Consider the following 15,285-nt stretch of genomic DNA (forward strand, 5'->3'; position numbering starts at 1 on the left):
CCATGTCCGACAGCAAACGTGTAGCCCTGGTCACCGGCGCCAGCCGCGGAATCGGCGCCGCCATCGCACGCCGACTGGCCGAGCAGGGCCTTCAGGTAATCGGCACCGCCACCAGCGAGGCCGGCGCCGACCGGATCACCGAGGCCCTGAAGGAATGGGGCGGCCGCGGTATCGCAATGGACGTAACCGATGCCGAATCCGTCGCCGGCGGCCTGAAGGCGATCCAGGACCAGGAAGGGGCGATCGAGGTGCTGGTGAACAATGCCGGCATTACCCGCGACAACCTGTTCATGCGCATGAAGGACGAGGAGTGGGATGCGATCATCGACACCAACCTCTCCGCCGCCGTGCGCCTGACCCAGCGGCTGCTGAAGGGCATGATGAAGCTGCGCCGTGGGCGCATCATCCTGATCGGATCCGTGGTGGGCTCCACCGGCAACGCCGGGCAGACCAATTACGCGGCCGCCAAGGCGGGACTGGCAGGCTTTGCCCGCTCGCTGGCGCGCGAGGTCGGGAGCCGCAACATCACGGTCAACACCGTGGCCCCCGGGTTCATCGACACCGACATGACGCGCGATCTGGGTGACGACACCAAGGAGGCTCTGCTGGGACAGATCCCGCTGGGGCGGCTGGGTGCGCCGGAGGAGATCGCCGCGACGGTGGGTTTCCTAGCCTCGGAAGAGGCGGGTTACATCACCGGCGAGACCTTGCACGTGAACGGCGGGATGTTCATGCACTGATCACGACGGGCCGGCCGCAGGCCGCCCTTATGGCCCGCTGCGCGGATCGCTAGATCGCGGCGGGGCTTTTCTCTAGAATGGCGGACCTTTCAACGAAGCCGCCTCACACCGAAGGGGATTTCTGAACCATGAGTAGCATTGAAGAACGCGTCAAGAAGATCGTTGTCGAGCAACTGGGAGTCAAGGAAGAGGACGTGACCAACGCCGCCGCTTTCGTCGACGACCTGGGTGCGGATTCGCTGGACACGGTGGAACTGGTGATGGCGCTCGAAGAGGAATTCGAGACCGAGATCCCCGACGAGCAGGCGGAAAAGATCACCACCGTGCAGCAGGCGATCGATTACATCAACGAGCACATGAAGGACTGATCCGACGCCTCCGGGCGCCGGTCAGGACGACGCGAACGGGCCTTCCTGCGCGCAGGGCGGCCCTTCGTCGTTTCGCTGAACGCGTATTTCAGTCTTTCGAGGAGAACATCATTGGCTAAGCGACGTGTCGTGATTACCGGACTGGGGATCGTCTCCCCGGTCGGATCCACTATCGACAAGGCCTGGAGCAACATCAAGGCCGGCAAGAGCGGCATTTCCCCCATCGATGTCTTCGATGCCTCGGAGATGCCGGTAAAGATCTCCGGTGCGGTTCGGGACTTCGAGGCCAATGACTACGTCCCGACGAAAGACCAGAAGAAGATGGACACCTTCGTCCTCTACGGGATCGCCGCCGGGCTGCAGGCCCTGGACGATTCGGGGCTGGAGGTGACCGAGGAAAACGCCGAGCGCATCGGGGTCGCCATTGGCTCCGGGATCGGTGGTCTGCCGTACATCGAGCGCTCCTACGGCGCGTATCTGAAGGGCGGGGCGCGCAAGATCTCGCCGTTCTTCGTGCCCAGCGCCATCATCAACATGGTGGCCGGGAACCTGTCCATCATGCGCAACCTGCAGGGCCCGAACATCTCCATCGTCTCGGCCTGCGCCACCGGTACCCACAACATTGGTGACGCCGCGCGCATGATCGCCTACGGCGATGCCGACGCGATGGTTGCCGGCGGCGCCGAGATGGCCACCACGCCCCTCGGCATTGGTGGGTTTGCGGCCGCGCGGGCGCTGTCCACCCGCAACGACGACCCGGAACGCGCCTCGCGTCCCTGGGATCAGGACCGCGACGGCTTCGTGCTCAGTGACGGTGCCGGCGTGATGATGCTGGAAGAGTACGAGCACGCGAAGGCCCGCGGGGCCAACATCTACTGCGAGATCGCCGGGTTCGCCTGGAATGCCGATGCGCACCACATGACGCAGCCCGTACAGGATGGCTCGGGCGCCGCGAAGTGCATGCATCGCGCGCTGAAGGATGCGGGCGTGAATCCGGAAGAGGTCGGGTATATCAATGCCCACGGGACGTCGACCCCGGCCGGTGACCTGGCCGAAACCCAGGGGCTGAAGAAGGCCTTCGGCGATCATGCCTACAAGCTGCTGGTGAACTCGACCAAGTCGATGACCGGCCACCTGCTGGGCGCCGCCGGTGGCATCGAGGGCGTGTTCACGGCCCTCGCGCTGCGCGACCAGGTCTCGCCGCCAACCATCAACCTGGAGAACCCGGGCGAGGGTTGCGATCTCGATTACGTCGCCAACGAGGCGCGCGAGATGAATACCAAGGTCGGGCTGTCCAACTCGTTCGGGTTCGGCGGCACCAACGGCACCCTGGTGTTCCGCAGCATCTGACGCTGCGGCGCCGCCATGGCGGTCCATCAACTGGCCGCCGGGGTCGATTTCGCGGCCCTGGCGCGGCGTTTCCCCGAACGCTATCCGCACCTGCTGGAGTCGGCCCTCATCGGGCAGGCTCCCGCACGCTTTTCCATCCTGTTTGCCTTTCCCGGGCGGACGCTTTCCAGTGCATCCGCGGACGATGTGCTCGGCGCACTGGATCAGGATCTCGCCCGGTCGCCGGCACTCGACGCTGATGATGCCGCTCATGCCCATCTGCCCTTCCTAGGGGGGTGGTTCCTCTACGCGGGCTACGAACTGGCCTGGCACCTTGAACCGGCTCTGGGCCGGTGCCGGGGTGACCCATGGCTGCCGGACGCACTGGTGACCCGTTTCCCGGGCGCCCTGATCCATGATCACCATGAGGGCACGACCTGGTGGGTGGACGAGGAGGGAGTGCCGGCGCGGCGGGAGCAGGTGGAGTCCGACTGCGCGGCAGTGCGAGGCGCAGTGGAGGCCAGGAGCGAAGCGCTGCCCGGCCTTGCCCTGCGGGAAGAGCCCCCGGAACAGTACCTCCACGCGGTGCAGCGGGGGCTGGAATACATCCGGGCCGGCGATACCTTCCAGGTCAACCTGTCGCGGGAATGGCACGCCACGGCCCGCGCGGCGCTGGATCCGGCGGTGCTGTACGCGCGCCTGCGGGAGGCGAATGCGGCACCGTTTGCGGCCTGGCTGCAACTCCCGGGTGCGCATGTCATCAGTTCTTCGCCCGAGCGCCTGGTGTCGGTGGAGGCGGGCATGGTCGAGACCCGGCCGATCGCGGGGACGCGACGGCGGGATGCGAATGCCGAGGAGGACCAGCGCCTTTTCAGTGAGTTGACGTTCAATCTAAAGGAACGGGCCGAGCACGTGATGCTGGTGGACCTGGAACGCAACGATGTTGGACGGGTCGCCGAGACCGGGAGCGTCCGGGTGGCCGAATTGATGACCATCGAGAGCTACCGCCGGGTGCACCACATCGTGTCCAGCATAGTCGGACGCCTGCGTGCCGGGACCACGGCGGCCGATGTCCTGCGCGCGGTCTTTCCGGGGGGCACGATTACGGGCTGCCCGAAGATCCGCAGCATGCAGATCATCCAGGAACTGGAACGACATGCCCCACGCGGCGCCTATACCGGCGGTTGCGGATACGTCAGCCGGCATGGGCGCATGGACACGAATATCCTCATCCGTACCCTCGTGGTGCGCGGAAACGAACTGCGCTTCCGGGCCGGCGCCGGGATCGTCGCGGACTCCGATCCCGAGCGCGAACTGGAGGAGACACGGCACAAGGCACGTGGCCTTCTGGAGGCGCTCGGCGGCGCGAACGAGGACGTGGCGTGATCCTGGTCAACGGAGAAGCGGAAGGCCGGATTGCGCCCCTCGACCGCGGTCTGTTGCTGGGCGACGGACTGTTCGAGACCCTGCTTGTACGCGCCGGTCGACCCCAGTTATGGGCGTATCACCGCGACAGGCTCTGGCGGGGCCTGCAGCAGCTGGGTTTCCCGGAACCGGACGAGCCACAGATCCTGGCGGAGGTCGCCCGGGTCGCCGTGCCGGGCAGCTGCCTGGTGCGGCTGACGCTGACCCGTGGCGAGGGGCCGCGGGGCTATGCGCCGCCGGAGAACGCGACCCCCACACGGATTGTGAGCGGGGGGGCGCCCATTGAGGAAACACCACCCTACGCGCGGGCACCGTTGATCGTGGGCCATTCGGAGGTCCCGGTGGGCGTGAATCCGGCCCTGGCGGGGCTTAAGCACACCAGTCGCCTGGAACACGTGATGGCGCGACGCAGCTGGCAGCCGGGATGGGACGAGGCGATCCTCGACGATGCCCTTGGGCGCGTCGTGAGTGCGACCCAGGGCAATCTGTGGCTGCGCGAAAAGCGCCGCCTGGTGACGCCGCCGGTCGAGCAGTCCGGGATCGCCGGGACCCGGCGCGCCTGGATACGGGATCACGCGGCCCGGTTCGGGTTCGAGGTCGTCGAGGCCTATCCGGACCCGGTCCGTTTGGAACAGGCGGATGGCCTCTACGTCACAAGTGCGCGCCTCGGTTTGACCCCGGCGCGACGGGTCGAAGCGGACAAGCCGGGGCCCGCGTGGCAGGATGATCCGCTGTATCCAATGGGAATCGCGTTGCATGAAGCGGATTAGTCTCGCCGTACTGGCCTTCGTGGTGGTGCTGGCCCTGGTGGCCGCGTGGTGGTTGAGCGAGGATTACCGCGCGCAACTGGATACGCCGCTGGTGCTGGAGACGTCGGAGCGTTACCAACTCGAATCCGGTCAGGGGCTGCGCGCGGTCAGTCAGTCGTTCGCGGAGCGGGGCTGGATCGATTCCGCATGGGTGGCCGAGGTCTATGGCCGTCGGCAGGGAATCGCCCCGCGTCTGCAGGCAGGGGAGTATGCGGTCACCCCGGGGATGACGCCGCGCGACTTGCTCCACGCGATGGCCCGTGGCGATGTCGTTCAGCACCGCCTGACATTCCCCGAGGGCTGGACCATCCGTCAGGCGCTGGCCGCCTTGCGCGAGCATCCCGAGCTGGTCGGTCCGCCCGAATCCGTCGGCGTGCACAACCTGCTCGAGACCCTCGGTCTTTCGGACCTGGAACATCCCGAGGGCTGGTTCCTTCCGGATACCTACTTCTTCGGATCCGGGACCAATGCCCTGACGGTGCTGGAGCGCGCGCACCGGGCGATGCGCCTGCATCTCGACCGTGCCTGGGAAGACCGCATCGAGGAACACCCGGTGGACTCGCCCTACGAACTCCTCATCCTGGCCTCGATCATCGAGCGCGAGACCGGGCGCGGCGACGAACGCGACCGCGTGGCCGGCGTGTTCGTGAATCGCCTGCAACGCGGCATGCGTCTGCAGACCGATCCGACGCTCCTGTATGTGCAGGAACCGGGCGTGCAACGGCTGACGCGCGACGAACTCGACCGCGACCATCCCTACAACACCTACACCCGGGTCGGGCTCCCGCCGACGCCGATCGCGCTCCCCGGGCGGGCGGCCCTGCAGGCCGCGGCCCGGCCGGCCGATACCAACGACCTGTTCTTTGTCTCGCGCGGCGATGGCAGTCATCATTTCTCCGAGACGTATCGCGAACACCGCGAGGCCGTGATTCGCTACCAGCTCGGCGGCGACGGCAGCCGCTACGGCATTCGCAACCGCTAACCGGAGTCCCTGCGCATGGATCGCTCGCCCCATCCTGGCCGCTTCCTGGTGCTCGAAGGCATCGAGGGCTCGGGCAAGACCACCCAGATGGAGCGCCTGGATGCCGCCCTGCGGGCCGCGGGTCACCCGGTGTGCAACACCCGCGAGCCCGGCGGGACCGCACTGGGCGAACGGCTGCGCGGCCTGCTGCTGGATCCGGACCTCCCCGGCATGTGCGCGGAGGCCGAACTGCTACTGATGTTTGCCGCGCGCGCCCAGCACCTGTCGGAGGTGATCCGGCCCGCGCTGCAGGCCGGGGAGTGGGTCCTCAGCGATCGCTTCACCGATGCGTCGTTTGCGTATCAGGGGGCAGGTCGTGGCCTGGGTTCCGGGCGCGTGGCCGAGCTGGAAACCTGGTTGCAGGGGGCGCTACGGCCGGACCTGGTCATCCTGCTGGATATTGAGCCTGAAGCTGGACTGGAACGGGCGGTGCAGCGCGGCCGGCGCGACCGTATCGAACGCGAGGCGGTGGACTTCTTCGAGCGTGCCCGCGACGCGTATCGCGAGCGCGCGGCCGGGGCCCCCGATCGGTACCTGGTCGTCGATGGCGCCTCGGACCCGGACACGGTGGCTGAACGCATCCTTGCGGGGGTTCGCGAGCGGCTGCCCCTGCATGCACTCGAGGGGTAGGGGCGACATGGACACCGTCACGACAACCGAGACCCTCCCGCCCTGGCTACGCTCGCCCTGGGAGTCCCTGATCCGGCGCGGGCGTGACGGACGCCTGCCTACCGGCCTGCTGCTCCATGGCGCCACAGGGGTGGGCAAGGTGCTCCTTTCCCGGGCACTGGTCCAGGCCCTTCTGTGTCAGCGCGCGACCGGCACCGAGGCCGCCTGTGGCGAGTGCAATGCCTGTCGCAGCTTCGTCGGCGGCGTGCACCCGGAGGTCCTGAGCCTGGAACCCGAGGAGGCCGGCAAGGAGATCCTGATCGCGGCGGCCCGCGAGGCGACCGACTTTCTCTCCCTTTCCGGCTCGGGGAACCTGCGCTGCGTCCTCATCCGTCCGGCCGACGCCCTGAACACCAATGCTGCCAACGCCCTGCTCAAGACCCTGGAGGAACCGCCACCGGGCGCCATGCTGATCCTGGAGGCGGCGCAGCCGGCACGACTCCCGGCGACCATCCGCAGCCGCTGCCAGATGGTCGAGATCCCCACCCCGGACCCGGCCGACGCCACTCAGTGGCTGCGGGGGTTCGCGGACGATGCGAGGGCCGTGGACGAGGCCTACGCCGCCAGCCTGGGGCGTCCACTGGCGGCCCGGGAGATCCTCACCGACCCCGAGCGTATGGGGCGCTGGGAGCAGGACCGCGAGGCCCTGAGCACGCTTTTGCGTGGCCAGGGCATCAGCGTGATGGCCAGCACCATGCAGCGCAGCCTGCCGGAGTCCCTGATTCCGCGCATCCAGGCCCTGCTGGTCGCGGCGCAGCGGCTGCTGGTCAGCGGCGAACCGGACGCATTCGGGTGCCAGTTCCCGCGCGACCAGCTGGAGGGCTTTGCGCGGCGCACGGGATCCCGGCGCCTGGCCGAACTTTCCGCGCAGGCGCTCGTCTGGCAACGCCAGGCCACGCGCCAGCTGAATCCGCAGTTGCGCATGGAAGACATCGCACTGAGCTTTCTGCGCAGATAACGCGACGTTCGCGACGGGTGCCGCCCCGGGGTGGCGCCGTATCGGTGCGATGGGCGATACTGCCCGACCGAGCACGATTTCTGGTCACCACGGGAGGGTCTATGGCCGGGCAGGGCATGCTGACCTTGGCAATCAAGGAAAAACCCGCGCTGTATGCGGCGTACATGCCGTTCGTGACCAATGGCGGCCTTTTCATCCCCACCGACAAGGCCTACAAGCTGGGAGACCAGGTCTTCCTGTTGCTGTCGCTGCTGGAGGATTCCGATCGCCTGCCGACGCCCTGTACCGTCGTCTGGATTACCCCGCCGCGTGCCCAGGGCAATCGCCTGCGCGGGATCGGCGTTCAGTTCAACAAGTCGGACAAGGGTGTGACCCACCGCCGGATCGAGGAACACCTGGGCGGCATGCTCAACTCCGATCGCAAGACCCACACGTTCTAGCCCGGCCGCAGCGACTCCCGTTCCGTCATGGCCCCGGCCCATGAGGCCAGGCGATCGCCTCGTCCCGCCGCTACCCGCGTTGCCGGCAACCGGTACGGTCAGCGCACCGGGATCGCGCGGGTCTCGCGGATGGCCTCGCCCAGTACCTCGAGGGCCTGATCGATCTGCTCACGGTCCAGATAGAAGTGCGGCGCAAAACGGATTCCGCCGCCCCGCTGGGCACACAGGACCCCGTGTGCCTGAAGCCGGGCGTAAAGGGCATCGAGGTCCTCGACCGGAGGCCGGAATGTGATGATGCCGGCCCGTCGGGCGCGCGGCGTCAGGATCCGGCAGTCCTGCGCCCGCAGACCTTCTTCGAGATGCAGCCAGTGTTCGCGGATCTCGTGGTCGATGGTCTCCAGGCCGACCTCGAGTAGCAGGGACAGGCTGGCGTGCAGCGCATGGATCCCGAGCATGTTCGGGCTCCCCGGTTCGAAACGCCGGGCGTTCCGGGCCGGTTCGATCCCGGGGTTGGAGAAGTCACCGGCGTGCGCCAGCATGTTCCAGCCGTATTCCTGCAGCGTCAGGCGTTCACGGCTCTCCGGATTCACGTAGAACACGCCAATCCCCTCCGGTGCCAGCATCCACTTGTGGGCATCCGCCATCACGAAGTCGGCATGGCAGCCGGGCGCATCAAAGGGCAGGGCGCCGAGATGCTGGATTGCATCGACACAGAACAGGATGCTGCGCGAACGGAGCTCGGCGCCCAGTGCCTGGACATCGATCCGCATCCCGGAGTCATAGCGCACCGCGCTGGTCGCCACCAGGCGGGTGCGCCCATCGCAGGCGGCCAGCAGGTCACGTTCCGGTTCCTCGCCAATGTCGATCTCGCGAGCCTCGATACCGAAGCGTTCCGCCGCCGCGAGCCACACGACGCGGTTGGAAGGAAACTCGTGCGCGGGGAAGACAACGTTGTCGCCCGGTTGCCAGTCCAGACCAAAGGCCACCATCGACAGCGCCTCGGAGGTATTCTTCACGAAGGCGATGTCTTCCGCGGATGCCGCGCCGATCAGGGCCCGGGCCAGCTCGCGGGTCGCGTCGATCCGCTGGAGCCATTGCAGGTAGTCGCGCGAACCATGGGCCACGTTATCGCGCGCAAACTGGCAGACGGCCTCCTCGGTTCGTCGGGGCCACGGCCCGACGGCGGCATGGTTGAGATGGATAATCCCTTCCTGTGGAAATTCCGGGTGCATGCGATCCTCCTGAACAGGACCCGAAGGGTAACCCAGTCCGCCGGGACGTAGAACACCGCAACCGCGCCTTGTGGTCCGCTGAAGGCGCATGGAACCGCGAACCCAGGGTCATACGCTTGTTGTGATTCCGCCGGCAAGTTGTTAATTTGCCGCATCCTCGATTTCCCCGTGTCCGCGCCCGGCTGCCCACAAGCCACCCGGGCCCGGCTCATTGCACTGGTGGATTGCCCTGGTCCCTGCAGCGGTCTCCCCGCGCCGGGTTCGCGTTCCCGTGCACCTTGTCAGTACAGGAGGGGCGGATGAATTCCGTTGTCCAGTTTTACCGAGACCCGCACGATGGCGTGGTCGAGCCGCGCGAATTTCGTGTCTTCAATGATCGTTCGATGGACCGCATTGCCGCCCTGAACCGGCTTCCCGGGGCCATGCGTTTCGAGATGGCTGTGGTCGCCAGCGTGCTGCCGTTCCGGGTCAACGATTACGTGATCGACGAGTTGATCGACTGGGAGCGCGTGCCCGACGACCCGATGTTCCAGCTGACCTTTCCGCAACGCGACATGCTCGCCCCCGAGGCGTTCGAACGCATGGCGGCATTGCACCGCCGGGGGGCGGACCGCGCCGAGATCCAGGCCCTGGCGCGCGAGTTGCGCGAGGCGCTGAATCCGCATCCGGCGGGGCAGATCGAGCTCAACCGCCCAAGCGAGGAGGCGGGGGAGGCCATCGACGGCCTGCAGCACAAGTATCGCGAGACCGTGTTGTTCTTTCCCGGCCAGGGACAGACCTGCCACAGCTACTGCACCTTCTGTTTTCGCTGGGCCCAGTTTGTCGGGGACAAGGCGCTGCGTATCGCCAGTACCGACGCCGAAATGCTGCACGACTACCTGCGCGGCCACCCGGAGATCAGCGACCTGCTGATGACCGGTGGCGATCCGATGGTGATGAAAACCAAGCACCTGAAGGCCTATCTCGAGGCATTGCTGGAGCCGGAGCTGGCACATGTCCAGACCATCCGGATCGGCACCAAGGCGCTGACGTTCTGGCCTTATCGCTTCGTAACCGACAGCGACGCCGACGAACTCCTGCGCCTCCTGGAACGCCTGGCCGAGGCGGGCAAGCACGTGGCGCTGATGGCGCACTACAACCATCCCAACGAGTTGCGCACCCCGATCGCCCACGAGGCGATCCGGCGGGTGCGCGACACCGGCGCCGAGATCCGCGCCCAGGGCCCGCTTCTCCGGCACATCAACGACCAGCCCGCCGCCTGGGCCGATCTCTGGCGCGAGCAGGTGCGTCTCGGGATCGTCCCGTACTACATGTTCGTGGAGCGCGATACCGGTGCGCGGCGGTACTTCGAGGTCCCGCTCGCGCGGGCCTGGGAGATCTACCGCGAGGCCATGCAACAGGTCTCGGGACTCGGGCGCACCGCGCGAGGCCCCTCGATGAGCGCCGAACCCGGCAAGGTCGAGATCCAGGGTGTGGCCGAGATCCACGGCGAAAAGGTCTTCGTGCTGCGCTTTATTCAGGCGCGCAATCCCGACTGGGTGCAGCGGCCGTTCTTCGCGCGCTATGACGAACAGGCCACCTGGCTGGATCAGCTCGAACCGGCCTTCGGCGAGGACCGGTTCTTTTTCGAAGACGAACTGGCGGCCATGAAGGCCGAATCCGGTCACTGAATCCGCCGCGGCGGGCGGTTTGGCACAATGAGCCACATGGACAACGAGACCCTCAAGAACCGCGACCTGCGTGCCCTGTGGCATCCCTGCACCCAGATGAAGGATTACGGGGAGGAGGGGACCCTGCCGCTGCTCCCGATCCAGCGCGGGGAGGGTGTCTGGCTCCACGATTTCGACGGCAACCGCTACCTGGATGCGATCAGCTCCTGGTGGGTCAACCTCTTCGGGCATGCCAACCCGCGCATCGGTGATGCGGTCAAGGACCAGCTGGACCGGCTGGAGCATGTGATCCTCGCCGGCTGCACCCACGAGCCGGTGGTCGAGTTGTGCGAACGCCTGATCGACATCACCCCCAAAGGCCTGGACCGGGTGTTCCTGGCGGACAACGGCAGCGCCGGGGTCGAGGTCGCCCTGAAGATGAGCTTTCACTACTGGCGCAACGTCGATCGCCCGCAGAAGACCCGCTTCATTCGCCTGTCCAACAGCTACCACGGCGAGACCCTGGGCGCCTTGTCCGTGAGCGACGTACCGCTGTACAGCGCGACCTACGAACCGCTGATGCTGGACGTCGTCACCGTGCCGGCACCGGATTGTTTCGACCGCGAAGACGGCGAAACCTGCGCCGATGTGGCGCGCCGCCAGTTTGTCCACATGGAGCAGGCCCTGGCGGAACATGCCGACGAGGTCGCCGCGGTCATCGTGGAGCCCCTGGTCCAGTGCGCCGGTCACATGCGCATGTACGACCCCGAATACCTGCGGCTACTGCGCGAAGCCTGCGACCGTCACGGTGTCCACCTGATCGCGGACGAGATCGCGGTCGGCTTCGGGCGCACGGGCACGCTGTTCGCCTGCGAACAGGGGCCGATCACGCCCGATTTCATGTGCCTGTCCAAGGGACTGACCGCCGGCTATCTGCCCATGGCGGCGGTGTTGACCACGGATACCATCTACCAGGCGTTCTACGACGATTACGAAAAGCTCAACATGTTCCTGCATTCGCATTCCTATACCGGGAACCCGCTCGCGTGCAGGGCCGCACTTGCCACACTGGACATCTTCGAATCCGATCCCGTTCTTGAGCGAAACCGCGAGCTTGCCGCCCATATCGAGAAACGACTTGAACCACTGAAGGCGCATCCGCATGTCGCCGACGTGCGCCAGCACGGCATGATTGCGGCGGTGGAACTGGTGCAGGACAAGTCCCGGCGCACCCCGTATCCGTGGCAGGAACGTCGCGGACTGCACATCTATCGCCACGGCCTGACACGCGGTGCGCTGTTGCGACCGCTGGGGAACGTGAGCTATCTGATGCCACCGTACGTGATCACCGAGGAACAGATCGACTTCCTCGTCGAGGTGATGACCGAGGGCATCGAAAAGGCGGTGCGCGCCTGACGTGCGAGATCGAGCCTGGCGCAGCCCGTGTTGGTGATTTCGATGGCAGCATCCCGGTCATTCAGGTCGAGACCCGCCCATCCTCAATGTCGCATAATACATATTATGTTAAATCGTAGATTGGAGCGGAATGGCCACGGATGTGACGGTGTCGTATAGCGGAACGGATGGCGAATGCCCGGCGTTGGAATACTCTCCCCGGCCGGGACGGATTCTCGTCAGGAAAGACTGCTGATTACGTGCGTGAGGATCTGCTTCACCCGGCTCATGCCCACGTCCAGGTTCGCGGCAATGTCGTCCATGGTGATTTCGCCCTCGGCGCGTCCGGCCGCCCAGTTGGCGATCACGGCACAGCAGGCATAATTCAGCCCGAGTTCGCGCGCCAGCGCCGCCTCCGGCATGCCGGTCATACCGACGAGGTCACAGCCGTCACGTTCGAGACGGTCAATCTCCGCGGCAGTCTCCAGGCGCGGCCCCTGCGTGGCTCCGTAGGTACCGTGTTCCACCGCATCGATCCCGAGCTCGTCGATCGCCCGGATAAGGGTCTGGCGGACTGACTCGCTGTACGGCCAGGTCATGTCGATGTGGGTCACCTCTTCCAGGTCGCCGCCTTCGAAGAAGGTGTTGGCGCGCGACCAGGTGTAGTCGATGATCTGGTCAGGGATTGCGACGATACCGGGTTTCATTTCCTCGGCGATCCCGCCGACCGCGGCCACCGCCACCACGTTGTCGATACCGGCGTTGTGCAGGGCCCAGATGTTCGCCCGGTAGTTCACCTGGTGCGGCGGGATGGTATGCCGGGCACCATGGCGCGGCAGAAACACGATCTCGGTATCGTTCAGGCGGCCGAACACCAGCGGCCCGGAGGGCTCGCCAAAAGGCGTGTGCATCACCTGGCGCCGGGTAATCTCCAGATCCTTCAGCCGGGTCAGGCCGGTGCCGCCAATCACGGCAATACGGGGTGCGGACATGAACGCCTCGAACGTCGGTGGTTAGTGGTCGGCCACGGCGAAGATGCCGGGAGCATTGCGCAGATAATCCTGGTAGTCCATGCCGTATCCGAACAGATAGCGGTTGGGCGCCTCCAGGGCCGCGTAATCGACGGTGATCGCGGGGTCCCGCTCGGGGTTGTGCTTGTCCACGAGGACGATCGAGATCACCTGCTCGGCCCCCTGCTCTACACAGAAGGTCTTGATCCCTTCCAGCGTGATGCCGCCGTCGAGGATGTCGTCGACAATCACGACGGTACGCCCCTTCAACGCGGCCTGCGGGCGTGCCAGCCAGTGGAGCTGGTCACCACCACGGGTGCCACCGCGATAACGGGTGGCATGGAGATAGTCGACCTGCATCGGAAACGACCAGCGGGTCAGCAGTCCGCCCATCAGCACCACACCCCCGTTCATCACGCCCATCACCAGCGGGTTGCGGTTCTTCAACGCCGCCGCGGTGCGTTCGGCCAGGCGGTCGATGGCCATCTCGACGGCATCGCGACTGAAGAGGCAGTCGGCATCACGCAGGGTGGCTCGGGCCTGTTCCGGGCTCATGGCATGTCCTGAGGGTGTCAGTGCGGGGAAATCATGTCCGAGCGCCGCGCAATCGGCAAGGTTGCCCTCGCCGTTCCTGGCCCCGGAAACGCAACCGGCCGGCACAAGGGCCGGCCGGCTAGCGAACAAACGTCGGAGACCTTAGTAGGTAAAGGTGACCGTGTCGTCGTCCATTGCCTCGGAGATCACGTAGGCGCCGCCCACGGTTTCTTCGATTTCGGGGATCAGGTCGTTGCCCCACAGGTCCAGGGTCGGGGTGCAGACCTTCATCACGACGCCGGCTTCGTGGGCGTCCTTCATGAAGTCGTAGACGCTCTTGCTGGAGCCTTCCTGCACGAACAGGTTCTCGGCCACACCCTTCTTGGCGAGTTCCCCGGCACGGCCGGTCATCACGACTTCAACGTCGTATTCCATGGCGGCGGCGACGGTGGCCTGGAAGAACGGGGCACCCAGTTCGGAAGCGTTGCTCGGGTCGGTGTTGACCATGACGATCAGGAGCTTGTCGGCCATTTTGGATCTCCAACTTCAGTGGTGAGTGTGAATATTAATAGCTGCTCAATTGCAAACCGGTGGCGCATTATAGGCGCCTCGGCTCGCGGGCGCCAATCCACTTTGATGGGCTCATGCAATCGCCAGCTGGCTGGCCTGGAGCCAGTGCGCCAGTTGTGCGCGCAGCGCGGTGATCCGGTGTCTGTCGGCCTCCACCGGGCGCGCCCGCAACCGCTCCAGGCGGCGCCGTGCCTCGGGTGACAGGGGCTGACCTGCCTGAGCGGAAAGAATGGTGTCGGCTTGTTCCGGCTGGTTGCAGATCAGCACCATGTCGCAGCCGGCCGCTCGCGCCGCCGTGGCCCGCTCGGCTGGATCACCCACCTTCTCGGCCCCGACCATGGCCAGGTCATCGCTGAGGATCGCGCCGCGATAGCGCAGCTCGCGCCGCAGAATGTCCTGCAGCCAGACCCGCGAGAAGCCCGCGGGCTGGGCGTCGACCTGCGGGTACACTACATGGGCCGGCATGACACCTTCGAGATCGCCCAGGACCGGGCGAAAGGCCTCCAGGTCCTGGTTCTCGATCTCGGACAGCGGCCGGTCGTCCACCGGCAGGGCCACATGCGAGTCGGCGGCCACCGCGCCGTGCCCCGGAAAATGCTTCCCGACGGCCGCCATCCCGGCGGCCCCGAGGCCGCGGATCAGCTCCGCGGCAAGGCGCGCGATCACGTCCGGGTCATGATGGAATGCACGATCCCCGATGACCTCGCTGATCTCCAGGTCACGGTCCAGCACCGGGGCAAAGCTGAAGTCGATGTCCACGGAGCGCAGTTCGCGGCCAAGCAGTTCGCCGGTCGCGCGCGCCAGCTCGCAGGCCTTGTTGCGGTCGAGATCGTAGACATGGCCCAGCTGCCGCATGGGCGGGATGGCGGTGAAGCCTTCGCGCAGGCGCTGCACCCGCCCGCCTTCCTGGTCGACGGCGATCAGGATGCCGGGGCGTTCGGCACGAATGGCCGCAACCAGCGCGGCGACCTGTTCCGGCGCACCCACGTTGCGGGCGAACAGGATGACCCCGCCGGTGGCCGGATGGCGAAGGCGTTCACGGTCTTCCGGGGTCAGTTCCAGCCCGGTGACGTCGAGCATCACCGGGCCGAGGGGCAAGGGGGTGTTTTCGGACATCGCTAAGGGGCTCGGATCGA

The 15,285-nt window shown here is 66.3% G+C and carries 16 protein-coding genes; 11 read left to right on the forward strand and 5 right to left on the reverse strand.

The window, feature by feature from the left end; translation table 11 throughout:
- The first annotated feature begins 2 nt into the window (after positions 1-2).
- The 9 genes from fabG (at position 3) to F817_RS0109095 (ending at position 7,759) form a co-directional block, all read left to right on the forward strand.
- Positions 3-740 (forward strand): 3-oxoacyl-ACP reductase FabG, encoded by a 738-nt coding sequence (fabG, locus tag F817_RS0109055; protein ID WP_024327347.1) that lies wholly within the window; start codon positions 3-5, stop codon positions 738-740.
- Between the two features lie 128 nt (positions 741-868).
- Positions 869-1,108, forward strand: coding sequence for an acyl carrier protein (gene acpP / locus F817_RS0109060; RefSeq protein ID WP_017941560.1), 240 nt, complete (start codon positions 869-871; stop codon positions 1,106-1,108).
- Between the two features lie 129 nt (positions 1,109-1,237).
- Entirely contained in the window at positions 1,238-2,458 is a 1,221-nt protein-coding gene (gene fabF / locus F817_RS0109065) for a beta-ketoacyl-ACP synthase II (RefSeq protein WP_024327348.1), read from the forward strand.
- A gap of 15 nt (positions 2,459-2,473) precedes the next feature.
- On the forward strand, positions 2,474-3,823 hold the full coding sequence (locus F817_RS0109070) for an aminodeoxychorismate synthase component I (protein ID WP_024327349.1): 1,350 nt from the start codon (positions 2,474-2,476) through the stop codon (positions 3,821-3,823).
- Complete coding sequence (locus F817_RS0109075) at positions 3,820-4,632, forward strand: aminotransferase class IV (RefSeq protein WP_024327350.1); 813 nt, start codon at positions 3,820-3,822, stop codon at positions 4,630-4,632. The genes F817_RS0109070 and F817_RS0109075 overlap by 4 nt, the downstream gene beginning before the upstream one ends.
- Entirely contained in the window at positions 4,619-5,653 is a 1,035-nt protein-coding gene (mltG, locus tag F817_RS0109080) for an endolytic transglycosylase MltG (RefSeq protein ID WP_024327351.1), read from the forward strand. The genes F817_RS0109075 and mltG overlap by 14 nt, the downstream gene beginning before the upstream one ends.
- A 15-nt stretch (positions 5,654-5,668) precedes the next feature.
- Entirely contained in the window at positions 5,669-6,322 is a 654-nt protein-coding gene (tmk, locus tag F817_RS0109085; RefSeq protein ID WP_024327352.1) for a dTMP kinase, read from the forward strand.
- Between the two features lie 7 nt (positions 6,323-6,329).
- Positions 6,330-7,319 carry a DNA polymerase III subunit delta' gene (locus F817_RS0109090; RefSeq protein WP_024327353.1) on the forward strand — a complete coding sequence of 330 codons (990 nt, stop codon included), beginning with the start codon at positions 6,330-6,332 and terminating at the stop codon, positions 7,317-7,319.
- A gap of 101 nt (positions 7,320-7,420) precedes the next feature.
- Positions 7,421-7,759 carry a PilZ domain-containing protein gene (locus F817_RS0109095; protein WP_017941553.1) on the forward strand — a complete coding sequence of 113 codons (339 nt, stop codon included), beginning with the start codon at positions 7,421-7,423 and terminating at the stop codon, positions 7,757-7,759.
- Between the two features lie 98 nt (positions 7,760-7,857).
- Here F817_RS0109095 and F817_RS0109100 read toward each other — a convergent pair whose 3' ends face one another.
- Positions 7,858-8,991: an aminotransferase class V-fold PLP-dependent enzyme gene (locus F817_RS0109100; RefSeq protein ID WP_024327354.1), complete on the reverse strand. Its 1,134-nt coding sequence runs from the start codon at positions 8,989-8,991 to the stop codon at positions 7,858-7,860.
- 299 nt (positions 8,992-9,290) lie between these two features.
- On the opposite strand from F817_RS0109100, the gene F817_RS0109105 reads away from it, so the two are divergent.
- Positions 9,291-10,661 (forward strand): KamA family radical SAM protein, encoded by a 1,371-nt coding sequence (locus tag F817_RS0109105; protein WP_024327355.1) that lies wholly within the window; start codon positions 9,291-9,293, stop codon positions 10,659-10,661.
- Positions 10,662-10,697: 36 nt separating this feature from the next.
- A complete protein-coding gene (locus F817_RS0109110; RefSeq protein ID WP_024327356.1) occupies positions 10,698-12,056 on the forward strand; it encodes an adenosylmethionine--8-amino-7-oxononanoate transaminase in 1,359 nt (452 codons plus the stop codon).
- 218 nt (positions 12,057-12,274) lie between these two features.
- Here the strand turns inward: F817_RS0109110 and F817_RS0109115 are convergent, their stop codons facing one another.
- The 4 genes from F817_RS0109115 to nagZ all read right to left on the reverse strand — a co-directional run bounded on the left by F817_RS0109115 (position 12,275) and on the right by nagZ (position 15,265).
- Positions 12,275-13,027, reverse strand: coding sequence for an S-methyl-5'-thioinosine phosphorylase (locus F817_RS0109115; RefSeq protein WP_024327357.1), 753 nt, complete (start codon positions 13,025-13,027; stop codon positions 12,275-12,277).
- A gap of 21 nt (positions 13,028-13,048) precedes the next feature.
- A complete protein-coding gene (locus tag F817_RS0109120; RefSeq protein ID WP_024327358.1) occupies positions 13,049-13,600 on the reverse strand; it encodes a hypoxanthine-guanine phosphoribosyltransferase in 552 nt (183 codons plus the stop codon).
- A 141-nt stretch (positions 13,601-13,741) separates the two neighbouring features.
- Positions 13,742-14,110, reverse strand: a complete 369-nt coding sequence (locus F817_RS0109125) for a DsrE family protein (RefSeq protein ID WP_018866315.1) — start codon at positions 14,108-14,110, stop codon at positions 13,742-13,744.
- A 111-nt stretch (positions 14,111-14,221) separates the two neighbouring features.
- Entirely contained in the window at positions 14,222-15,265 is a 1,044-nt protein-coding gene (gene nagZ / locus F817_RS0109130; protein WP_024327359.1) for a beta-N-acetylhexosaminidase, read from the reverse strand.
- Positions 15,266-15,285: the final 20 nt, after the last annotated feature.

Origin of the sequence: Thioalkalivibrio sp. AKL19, from assembly GCF_000420165.1 — a bacterium.
In the GTDB taxonomy this organism is placed as follows: Bacteria; Pseudomonadota; Gammaproteobacteria; order Ectothiorhodospirales; family Ectothiorhodospiraceae; genus Thioalkalivibrio.

Bases quoted from the DNA above. Each gene is read 5' to 3' on its own strand.
- F817_RS0109090 (WP_024327353.1), top strand. From the start codon at position 6,330: ATGGACACCGTCACGACAACCGAGACCCTCCCGCCCTGGCTACGCTCG.
- F817_RS0109120 (WP_024327358.1), bottom strand. From the start codon at position 13,600: ATGAGCCCGGAACAGGCCCGAGCCACCCTGCGTGATGCCGACTGCCTC.
- F817_RS0109105 (WP_024327355.1), top strand. From the start codon at position 9,291: ATGAATTCCGTTGTCCAGTTTTACCGAGACCCGCACGATGGCGTGGTC.
- F817_RS0109125 (WP_018866315.1), bottom strand. From the start codon at position 14,110: ATGGCCGACAAGCTCCTGATCGTCATGGTCAACACCGACCCGAGCAAC.
- fabG (WP_024327347.1), top strand. From the start codon at position 3: ATGTCCGACAGCAAACGTGTAGCCCTGGTCACCGGCGCCAGCCGCGGA.
- F817_RS0109100 (WP_024327354.1), bottom strand. From the start codon at position 8,991: ATGCACCCGGAATTTCCACAGGAAGGGATTATCCATCTCAACCATGCC.
- nagZ (WP_024327359.1), bottom strand. From the start codon at position 15,265: ATGTCCGAAAACACCCCCTTGCCCCTCGGCCCGGTGATGCTCGACGTC.
- F817_RS0109070 (WP_024327349.1), top strand. From the start codon at position 2,474: ATGGCGGTCCATCAACTGGCCGCCGGGGTCGATTTCGCGGCCCTGGCG.
- F817_RS0109095 (WP_017941553.1), top strand. From the start codon at position 7,421: ATGGCCGGGCAGGGCATGCTGACCTTGGCAATCAAGGAAAAACCCGCG.
- tmk (WP_024327352.1), top strand. From the start codon at position 5,669: ATGGATCGCTCGCCCCATCCTGGCCGCTTCCTGGTGCTCGAAGGCATC.
- F817_RS0109115 (WP_024327357.1), bottom strand. From the start codon at position 13,027: ATGTCCGCACCCCGTATTGCCGTGATTGGCGGCACCGGCCTGACCCGG.
- acpP (WP_017941560.1), top strand. From the start codon at position 869: ATGAGTAGCATTGAAGAACGCGTCAAGAAGATCGTTGTCGAGCAACTG.
- F817_RS0109110 (WP_024327356.1), top strand. From the start codon at position 10,698: ATGGACAACGAGACCCTCAAGAACCGCGACCTGCGTGCCCTGTGGCAT.
- mltG (WP_024327351.1), top strand. From the start codon at position 4,619: ATGAAGCGGATTAGTCTCGCCGTACTGGCCTTCGTGGTGGTGCTGGCC.